This is a genomic window from Phormidium pseudopriestleyi FRX01 (assembly GCF_017313335.1).
In the GTDB taxonomy this organism is placed as follows: Bacteria; Cyanobacteriota; Cyanobacteriia; order Cyanobacteriales; family Laspinemataceae; genus Laspinema; species Laspinema pseudopriestleyi.
This window is the reverse complement of the sequence record NZ_JAFLQW010000143.1, coordinates 1-10,461: the sequence shown is the minus strand read 5'-3', so window position 1 is coordinate 10,461 and position 10,461 is coordinate 1. Positions and strand designations below refer to the sequence as shown.

Genomic DNA, 10,461 nt, shown 5'->3' with positions numbered 1-10,461 from the left:
CCCGGACCTTGCCAAGGTCCGGGGACCGGAAGTTCACTTAAATGTGAGGCAAATCCCCCTGAACATAAAAAACCTACTCTTGTAAGAGGGGTTGAGGGCGATCGCCCCAGAAAAAACCACGTCCCTTCATCCCAAAACCTCAGAACGTGGCACAATAGCAATAGACTCATCTCTCATCATTGCCTTCCACCGGATAGAAAGAACCTTGCTGGCTCTCCTAAACAAAATCCGCGAAATTATTGCCCGTTGGTGGTCTGAATTCACCCTCCAGACCCGACTGATGGCAGCCGCTACCCTGGTTGTGTCCCTCATTATGAGTGGACTCACCTTTTGGGCTGTCAATACAATTCAGCAGGATGCCCGAATCAATGACACCCGCTTCGGTCGTGATTTAGGACTACTTCTGGCGGCCAATGTCGCCCCATTAATTGCCGAAGATAATCGCACAGAAGTGGCCCGCTTTTCTCATCAGTTCTATAGCAGCACCACCAGCGTGCGCTATATGCTCTATGCCGATCGCGAAGGCCAAATTTTCCTGGGAATACCCTTCTCTGAGTCCGAGGTCCAAAACTCCCTGACCCTGCAACGGAGGATTCAACTTCCCGAGGGCTTTGCCAATACTTATGACCTACCAATGGTCCGGCAGCATCGCACCCCCTCTGGCACCGTCACCGATGTATTTGTCCCCCTGGCTCACGAAAACGAATATTTAGGCGTATTGGCGATCGGGATCAACCCCAATCCCACCGTCGTCACCTCCTCCAACCTCACCCGGGATGTCACCATTGCCGTATTTATCTCCATCTGGGTGATGGTAATTTTAGGGGCCGTCTTTAATGCCTTAACCATTACCAAACCGATTAAAGAATTGCTCGTTGGGGTGAAAAACATTGCCACAGGAAACTTCAAGCAGCGCATTGACCTCCCCCTACAAGGGGAACTCGGGGAATTAATTTGCAGCTTTAATGAAATGGCTGAACGGCTAGAACGGTATGAAGAGCAAAACATTGAAGAACTCACAGCCGAAAAAGCCAAATTAGAAACCCTAGTTTCCACGATCGCCGATGGTGCAGTCTTATTAGACACCTCCTTACAGGTAATTTTAGTCAACCCCACCGCCCGGAGGATTTTCGGCTGGGAAGGCAAAAACCTAATTTCTCAAAATATCCTGGATTTGCTCCCTGCAGCCGTCAGATCCGAGCTAAGTCAACCCCTGTATGAAATGGCCGCAGGGGATTCCCGGCGAGAACTCTCATCCTCCAATGACGGGGATGGGGATATGTCCGGCAACGGATACGCTTCCCGAGAGAGTGGGGAGTTTCGCCTCACCCTGAGCGAACCGACAAAACGCACAGTCAGGATTTTACTCAGTACCGTGCTGCTGCATAAAGCCCCTGGGGTCGATCCCTTATGCAAGAGTTGTACCTACCATCACGAAGATACCTGTACGACCCCAGAACGTCCCTACGCCACGGAATGTACCCTTTATCATAATGACTCGATTTCCTCGGCGACCCCCGAGCAATATCGCGAGAGTCTCAAAGGCATTGCCATGACCGTTCAAGATATTACCCGGGAGGTCAAACTCAACGAAGCGAAGAGTCAGTTTATTAGCAATGTCTCCCATGAACTGAGAACGCCGTTATTTAATATCAAGTCCTTTATTGAAACCTTGCATGAGTATGGGGAAGAACTCACCCAGGAGGAGCGTCAGGAGTTCTTAGAAACCGCCAACCGGGAAACCGATCGCCTCACCCGCCTGGTTAACGATGTTCTGGACCTGTCTCGTTTGGAATCCAGCCGCAGCTATCAGTTTGAAGCTGTGGAAATCGCTCAACCCGTGGAACAAACCCTGCGAACCTATCAGCTAAATGCCAAAGATAAAAATATCAACCTGATTCAAGAAGTTGATCCCGACTTACCCTCTGTGGTAGCTAACTATGATTTGCTCCTGCAGGTGTTTGCGAACCTGGTGGGGAATGCTCTGAAGTTTACAGAACCCGGGGGACGAATTGCGATTCGCGCCTATTTGTTGGAAACCCAAGAGGATAATTCCTGGCACGGAAATCCTCAATGTCCCCTCCCGAACCAGCAGCATAAAACCAATGTGCCGATGGTACGGATTGAAGTAGGGGATACGGGAATCGGGATTGCTCCAGAAGACCAAGTGGCGATTTTCGAGCGCTTCTTCCGGGTGGAAAACCGGGTTCATACTTTAGAAGGGACGGGGTTGGGTCTTTCGATTGTCCGCAATATTATGGAAAAACATCATGCCCAAATGCATTTAGTTAGTGAAGTGGGGGTGGGAACCACGTTCTGGTTCGATCTGGCGGTGTATCCGGAGAAAAAACATCCGGTGGAAAAGACTCAGGACCAGGCGATCGCCCCAGCTTTGGAAGCGGCCCCTAATTCCCAGCCCACCCCGGTCAGTTAAGGGAGGCGACTGTCCCAAGTTATGAAAATTTTAATTGTTGAAGATGAACCGGAAATTGCTCGGATTGTAGGACGGGCATTAGAAGCAGAAGGCTTTCACTGCATCAATTGTCGCGATGGTTTGACCGCCCTGCGCGTCTTTGAAGAGGAACAGCCGGACTTAATTGTTTTAGACTTAATGCTACCGGGATTGGATGGGTTAGAAGTCTGTGCGCGCATCCGTCAAAAACCGGGACAGAAAGACCCCTATATTTTAGTGCTCACGGCCCGAGGGGAGGAAATTGACCGGGTGATTGGCTTATCCACAGGGGCCGATGATTATATGGTCAAACCGTTCAGTCCTCGGGAATTGGTGGCGCGGGTCCGGGCCTTGTTGCGAAGGAGCCTCCGACAAGGGAATCAGAGTTCTCAGGTTTACCAAACCGAACATTTTATGGTGGATGTGGACCGACGGATTGCGACGAGGCAACTGCAACACCGGGAGTTGGAAACCCTGGATTTAACCACCTTGGAGTTTAATCTGTTGTCAACGTTTTTAAGCTATCTCGGACGGGTTTGGCAGCGATCGCAACTGATAGAAAAACTCTGGGGGGATGACTTTTTCGGGGATGAACGGGTTGTGGATACTCATGTCGCCCGCTTGCGAAAAAAAATAGAACTGGATCCGGCGAATCCTTCTTTTATTAAAACGGTTATTGGTGTGGGCTATAAATTTGAAGATTAGCCCCGATACTTGACTAATCCTCAAGGATTTTGTCAAACTAAGATTATCTTTAAAAGTAGGAATATACTGCGTTTCCCACAGTTATTCGCGTACATTCTTTTGGAGTGCGAGCATCTTGCTCGCTCTTGATAAAAGCGAGCAAGATGCTCGCACTTTCAAGGGTGTCAGAATCTTCTACTGTCCAATTTAGATAGGCAACAGCTTGCCCGTTTCCAGGGACAAATCAGGGTTAAGACAAGTCGGCAAAGCAACCCATCAGGTCATTCGAGGCGATCGCTCATAAGGGGGTCAACAAACTCTTGAGATCTAGTAACAGGATTGGCAAAATATTATGAATGCACCCGGGGACTCCCATCGCTTTTACGAGGCACTCAACACCGCAAAAACCGAGACTGAGGCGATTCACCTTGTCTCCACGATTTTCTTTAAGCTCTCTGCCGATCTCTTTTGCATTATCGGAACCGATGGCTATTTCAAGCGGGTTAACCCAGCATGGACTCATATCCTAGGATGGTCCCAAGAAGAATTGCTGGGACGCCCTTGGCTTGAGTTTCTCCACCCCGATGATCGAGAACTCACCATCACCGTCGCCAATCCCGTTCACCAATCCGATATATCCATTAAAAATCGCTATCGCCACAAAAATGGCACCTATCGCTGGTTCGCCTGGAAAGCGTGTCACTATCCAGACAGCATCAGTTATGCGGTGGGGCGAGACATCACGGAACAGCAAGAGTTAGAAGTAGCCCTGCATCAAAGTGAGCGCCATTACCGGAATTTAGTCCAAACCTCTCGGGATTTAATCTGGTCCCTGGATCAGGAGGGTCGCTGGACCTTTGTCAACCGGGCGGCCCAAGAGATTTATGGATATGCACCCCACCAGATGCTGGGGCGATTGTTTTTCGAGTTTATGGACCCGGAACAAGGGGTCAAAGATCGGCAGATGTTCGATCGCCTGCAAGCTGGGGAGTCGGTTTTTCCCTACGAAACTCAACATCGCCGCCAAGATGGAACCCCGGTATTTTTGAGTTTCAATGCGGTCCTGATGCACGACGAGTTCGGGAATATCATCGGGACCACGGGGACTGCCACGGATATTACCCATCGCAAGCAGGCAGAATCCGCCCTGCAAGAATCCCAACAAAAATTGGCGATTCACCTCCAGCAAACTCCCCTGGCGGCAGTCGAGTGGAACTTAAAATTTGAAGTTAGCAACTGGAACCCAGCAGCAGAAAGACTCTTTGGCTATACTCGGGAGGAAATCCTGGGGCATCATGCCTTAGAGTTGATTCCCCAGAATGTTCAATGGGAAGTGAATGAAGAAGTTTTACAAGCGCTCTTACATCAAGAAGGGGGGATTTATAGTACCAACGAAAATCAAACCAAAGATGGTCGTGTGATTATTTGTGAGTGGCACAATACCCCTTTAGTAGACGCCGAGGGTCAGATGATTGGAGTGGCTTCTCTGGTGCAGAATGTGACGGAAAAATTTGTAGCCATCCGTGGTTTAGAACAGAGTGAAGCGCGGTTTCAAAAGTTAGCGGATAATATTCCTGGATTAATTTATCAGTCGATTATCCATCAAGATGGAGCGGTTTCTTTTCCCTTTTTATCCTCCGGTTGTTTGGATGTGATGGAGGTAGATCTGGACTATCTCAAGCAGCATCCCAATATTTTGGGAGAGATGATTTATCCCGAGGACCGACCGAGTTATAAGCGCTCGATCGCCACGAAGTTGCAACGGATGGAACCCTGGCGATGGGAAGGCCGGTTTATCATGCGATCGGGCCAGATCAAGTGGTTGCAATGTGTGGCGCGACCGGAACGACAGGAGAATGGAGATATTCTCTGGGAAGGGATGATGATTGACATTACCGATCGCAAGTTAGCGGAAAAAGCAGTAACTCAAAGCGAAGCCAAATGGCGATCGCTGATTCAAAATAGCTCGGATATGATTACCATCCTAGAACCCGATGGCACAATCCGCTACCATAGTCCCTCCGTCGAGCGCATTTTGGGTTACTATCCCGAAGAACTGATTGGTCATAATGCCACCAGATTTGTTCACCCCGATGATGTGACAAAAGTGCGGGAGACCTATCAGATGCTCAGTAACCATCCCGACTTGATTATGAAAATTGAGTATCGGGTGCAGCGGGCCACGGGAGAGATTTTATATTTTGAGTCAATAGGCCGTAATTTGCTGGCAGAAACTGCCGTGAACGGGTTAGTGATTAACTCTCGGGATATTACCAACCACAAAATAGCAGAAGAAGCGCTGAATCATGCCAATACTCAACTGGAACGGCGCGTCAAACAGCGCACATCTGAACTGAATAGCAGTTTGGAACAGTTGCGGATAGAAATTATTGAACGCGCCAATGTTGAATCAGCTTTACGCGAGAGTGAGCAACGGTTTCGGGCGATTTTTGAAGGGGCAGCAATTGGAATTGTTGTGCGGACTTTGGATTGGGAGATTTTAGATAGTAATCCAGCATTTCAGTCCATGTTAGGGTATTCCCAGGAGGAATTACAGGGAAAAATTTGTCTGGAACTCAGCGATCCATTAGACCAAAAGGTAGAACGGTCACTAGCTATTGAGATGGTCACAGGACAGAGGCAGGGGTATCAAATTGAGAAACGATATCGCTGTAAAAATGGCAGTTGGATTTGGGGTCGGTTGAGTGTTTCTCTGGTTTCTGGGAAAGGAGAAACGCCGCAGTTTGCGATCGCAATGGTGGAAGATATCACTGCCCGCAAAAAAGCCGAATCTGAATTAATTCTCACGCGCAAGGCGGTAGAAAGTTCTGGGGATGCGATCGCCATAAGCAATCGGTTGGGCTGTCATATTTATCAAAATTCGGCCTTTTCTCACCTTTATGAATACGAAACGCCGGAACAGTTAAATGCCGCAGGAGGACCCCTAGCTGTCTTTGCGGACCCGATCCTCGGGACCGAGGTGTTTGAAACCATTAGGGACGGAAATTCCTGGAGTGGGGAAGTTATCCACCGCACTTCGGGCGATCATACCATTCCGGTCCACTTGAGCGCCGATGCGATCAAAGACCCTAGCGGGACGATTGTCGGACTGATCTCGATTAGTACAGACATTTCTCAGCGGGTTAGCGCCGAACAAGAACTCAAAAAGGCACTCCATGCGGCAGAGGCGGCGAGTCGTTCTAAAAGTACCTTTCTGGCTAATATGAGTCATGAACTTCGCACTCCCCTCAATGCCATTATCGGCTATAGCGAAATATTGGCGGAGGAAATGGAAGAAGCGGGAGAACAAGAGGCGATCGCAGACCTGACCAAAATTAGAACCGCTGGAAAACACCTGTTAGCTTTGATTAACGATATCTTAGATATCTCTAAAATTGAAGCCGGACGGATGACACTGTATCTGGAACCGTTCGACATCACCCTGCTGATTTCTGAAGTAATCAGTACCGTTAAACCCTTAATCGAAAAAAATAGGAATCACTTAGAAATTAACTGCGATCCATCCGTGGGAATCATGACGGGAGACTTAACCAAAGTCCGGCAGATTTTGTTCAATCTACTCAGTAATGCGGCGAAATTTACCGGAAACGGGACGATCGCCTTAACCGTTACTCCCCATGAATCTGGGGAATGGATTCACAACCCGCCAACTCCTGACACTCCTTTGGAACAGACTCCAGGAATTGAGTTTCGCGTCACCGATACCGGCATCGGCATTTCCCCCGAACAACTGGAAAACATTTTTGAAGCCTTTAATCAAGCGGATGCCTCCACGACTCGCAAGTATGGGGGAACTGGGTTAGGACTGGCAATTTCCCAACGATTCTGCCAGATGATGGGGGGTGAAATTAGGATAGAAAGTGAGGCGGAAAAAGGGTCTATTTTTATCCTTTGGTTGCCGATGAATCTAAATCAAACTGCCGAGGAAATCCCCGAGTGAGACCCGTTATTTCCAACCGATTTCAGCCTGTTCCAAAACGTAAGCGGCAACCGCTTCGATTTCTGGAACGCTCAAGCGGTCATTGTAAGCAGGCATCGGGTTTTTCCCTTGGGTAATCAACTGGGCGATCGCCTCTTGCGTATCCAGATTATTTTTAGCTAAAGCTTTAAGTTTCAGAGTCTTTCCTCGGCGAATAATATTACCGCCATTGGCATGACACCCGGCACAATGAACCGTAAACAGTTTAGCCCCATACCCTGAATTGGCTGCCATTACTGGTTGTATTCCCATCAGGCTGATTGCCATCATCATTAACAGAATCACAGCCCGGATTAGTCGCTTTTTCATCGGGGTTTTTCCTCTTACTTCTGGGTTAAGTCTGTTTCAGAATCCCATCGCCCGATTCGGACTCAGTTCAATTGATGAATATCCCGTAATTCAGTAGAAAAAGAAAGAGTAAGGTGGGCAATGCCCACCTCATAGATTTTGCTCCCTTCACTTCATCAAAAATAGGGCGAGGGTCTGCTTGAGTGAGAGAGGCTAAATTTATTTTGCCAAATTACTGGCTAACTCACGAGTAGGAGTTGCAAGAGGTTTTGGCGGAACACTCATCGCTTTCAACCAATTGTAATTAGAAATTATGGCCCCAGTTAAGGTTTCATGAATTTGATATTTCACTCCAAATTCTTCACAAACTCCCATCAAAATCTTGGAAATTTGAGGATAGTGAATGTGACAAATATGGGGATATAAATGATGCACCACTTGATAATTCAGCCCTCCCATATACCAAGTGCAAAATGGATTGTTAGGCGCGAAATCAACCGTCGTGCGAACCTGAAAAATTGCCCATTCATCATCCACATGGTTCTGTTCAGGATCCGGCATAATAAATTCAGCGTTATCCATCACATGAGCCATCATAAATACCTCACAGATTATCAATCCGTAGGTAAAATAAGTCAGAAGAAACCCGACAATGACCATTAAAGGACTGTATCCCACTGCGAGGGGAATTCCGATAAAAAGACCCAACCAAACCAACTTACCCCCCAGCAAAGTTGCCAGAGTCATCGGGGAAGGAGTCGGAACCACATGGTCATGATATTTGCGCTTGAACAAAATAATTTGAACATCGCAGAACGACCAATAGACCGGAATTAGGGGATAAATAAACCAGATAAACAAATGTTGGAATTTATGATACCCTTTGTGAGGCATATCTGGGGACATTCTGACTAATCCATCCCCATGAATTTCAACATCGTGGCCCAGAATATTGGTATAGGTGTGATGGAGATAGTTGTGGCGGAACTTCCATAAATAACTCGATAATCCAATCGCGTCGTAGGTTAATCCCAGACTTTGATTCAGCCATTTATGATTAGAATAACCGCCGTGATTGGCATCGTGACCGACACAAAACGAAAAACCGGCTAATCCTGCGGCGAAAACCATACAGCCCAGAATTTTAACGCCAATTCCAGCCGGACCAAACAGCGTAAAACTGTAAGCCCCAACCATCCACAAAACGAGAATTAGGGTTTTTAGATACATCTGTGGACAATCGCGTTTGGGGATGTTTTCAGCCTGAAAATAGGCTTCAACTCGACCGTTGAGTTCTTTCCAGAACCCCTTATTTTTGGCAAACGTTAGCTTAGTTCCTGTCATGTTTAAGAGAAATTATCAGATTCGCCTTTGTATTCTAACCTATTTGCGCGGTCCGAGACTGAGTATTTTTAACTGAGTCTGGGAAGGGTAATCTGCTATTTTAGAGGGGGACAAGACCCTGGATTCGGCTATATATAGCAATCCTAAATGATTTTGCGAATGGACGTCGGCGGCCCCCAACCGTCGGCGGCCCAAAGGGGGAGAGGGGAGCCGATCCAGTTGTCAAACTGCTGCAAGACTGGCTATATATAGCTTGTTCTAAATGATTTATGTCCCCTGCTGCTCCCCTCTCCTTGAAGGAGAGGGGTTGGGGGAGAGGTCTTATTCCACAACTGATATAGGATTGCTATAGTTTAGGGGTTGAGGATTTCCGAATCGGGAGTGCGATCGCCCTTACCCCAGCGAATTGCGTTCTGTGCCACCCCAAACTTTGCCCCCGGGGTTAACGGCGGCGATATTCATCTCCACAGTCGCCGATTACTTCCAACAAATTTCGGGCGCGATCGCAAACCCCATCAATTTTTTGAACATCCGCCGCAGTCAACTCAAACTCAAACACCTGAGAATTAGCTTCAATATGTTCAGCCACTCCCAATCTTGTCCCCACAATCACACCAGCTACCGCTGGATTTTCGAGAACATATCGCACCGCCACATTGGCGATCGACACTTGATATTGATTAGCAATTGTCTCAAGAATTTGTAACAACTCCTGAAATAAACTCCAATTTCCCCAACCCGATTGCATATTTTTATACTTATTCAAAGAAGCCGTATTCAAAACTCCTGCACTCGGTTCCGGCTGTCCTAAATACCGTTCAGACAGCAATCCCCCACCTAAACTACCATAGGCCAATAACTTAATATCATGCTCTAAACAAAACGGCACCATCTGCTGTTCCGGACGGCGGTCCAAAACCGAAAATTGCACCTGATTCGAGACAATTTTAATCCCATTCTCGACAATAATTGCCAAATGTTCCGTATCAAAATTCGTCAGGGCTAAATGCTTAATTTTCCCTGACCCCTGAAGTTCCGCCAGATACTTCAAGGCATCCAGATAATTTCTATCCTGATAATCCCACCAGTGGAACTGCATCAAATCCAACGCATCCACCCCCATACGCTTGCGGGAAATATCGATATTCTGTTCCACCAATTGCCGAGTCATTTTACCCGGACGAGGCACCCACTTCGTAAAAGCTTGAACATTTTCCAGGGCCGATTCCCCGCGTTTTTCAGCCAACTGGCGACGAAATTCCCCAATAAAATCCTCCGCCGGACCATAATGGTCGGCCAGGTCCCAAGTCGTGAATCCTGCATCCACATAATCAAACATCGAGGCGATCGCCCGTTGGGGATGAATCCGTCCATGAGCACCCGACACCTGCCACATCCCATTTAAAACGCGGCAAATCTTCAAATCCTCAGTCAATTCCAGTCGGCTTGATTCAGGTAACGGCATTAAAATAAACTCATCAAAGCATTGCTTCCCCTACAATAAATCATATTCACCCCTTTATGGGCTCAACCCTCCCCATCACGGCAGCCCCATCTTGCCATAAAAAAAGAGTTAGACGAGTGCAACACCCCTCCAACTCTTCCTTCCTTCCGTGAAAATCTGTGAAATCTGTGGTTTAAAACCCAGAGATTACATCATCCCCATGCCGCCCATGCCGCCCATGCCGCCCAT

6 protein-coding genes are annotated in these 10,461 nt (G+C 47.7%); 3 read left to right on the top strand and 3 right to left on the bottom strand.

Going from position 1 to position 10,461, the window contains the following annotated elements:
• The first annotated feature begins 205 nt into the window (after positions 1-205).
• The 3 genes from J0895_RS05475 to J0895_RS05465 all read left to right on the top strand — a co-directional run bounded on the left by J0895_RS05475 (position 206) and on the right by J0895_RS05465 (position 7,097).
• Entirely contained in the window at positions 206-2,434 is a 2,229-nt protein-coding gene (locus J0895_RS05475; protein WP_207087111.1) for an ATP-binding protein, read from the top strand.
• 21 nt (positions 2,435-2,455) lie between these two features.
• Positions 2,456-3,157, top strand: coding sequence for a response regulator transcription factor (locus J0895_RS05470; protein WP_207087110.1), 702 nt, complete (start codon positions 2,456-2,458; stop codon positions 3,155-3,157).
• Between the two features lie 331 nt (positions 3,158-3,488).
• Positions 3,489-7,097, top strand: a complete 3,609-nt coding sequence (locus J0895_RS05465; protein ID WP_207087109.1) for a PAS domain S-box protein — start codon at positions 3,489-3,491, stop codon at positions 7,095-7,097.
• Positions 7,098-7,103: 6 nt separating this feature from the next.
• On the opposite strand, the gene J0895_RS05460 is transcribed toward J0895_RS05465, so the two are convergent.
• From J0895_RS05460 to J0895_RS05450, 3 genes are all read right to left on the bottom strand, one after another.
• Complete coding sequence (locus J0895_RS05460) at positions 7,104-7,445, bottom strand: c-type cytochrome (RefSeq protein WP_207087108.1); 342 nt, start codon at positions 7,443-7,445, stop codon at positions 7,104-7,106.
• A gap of 198 nt (positions 7,446-7,643) precedes the next feature.
• A complete protein-coding gene (locus J0895_RS05455) occupies positions 7,644-8,768 on the bottom strand; it encodes a fatty acid desaturase family protein (protein ID WP_207087107.1) in 1,125 nt (374 codons plus the stop codon).
• A gap of 442 nt (positions 8,769-9,210) precedes the next feature.
• Complete coding sequence (locus J0895_RS05450) at positions 9,211-10,233, bottom strand: aldo/keto reductase (protein WP_207087106.1); 1,023 nt, start codon at positions 10,231-10,233, stop codon at positions 9,211-9,213.
• Between the last annotated feature and the right edge of the window lie 228 nt (positions 10,234-10,461).

Coding starts and splice junctions, on each gene's coding strand:
- J0895_RS05450 (WP_207087106.1), bottom strand. CDS start 10,233: ATGCCGTTACCTGAATCAAGCCGACTGGAATTGACTGAGGATTTGAAG.
- J0895_RS05460 (WP_207087108.1), bottom strand. CDS start 7,445: ATGAAAAAGCGACTAATCCGGGCTGTGATTCTGTTAATGATGATGGCA.
- J0895_RS05465 (WP_207087109.1), top strand. CDS start 3,489: ATGAATGCACCCGGGGACTCCCATCGCTTTTACGAGGCACTCAACACC.
- J0895_RS05470 (WP_207087110.1), top strand. CDS start 2,456: ATGAAAATTTTAATTGTTGAAGATGAACCGGAAATTGCTCGGATTGTA.
- J0895_RS05455 (WP_207087107.1), bottom strand. CDS start 8,768: ATGACAGGAACTAAGCTAACGTTTGCCAAAAATAAGGGGTTCTGGAAA.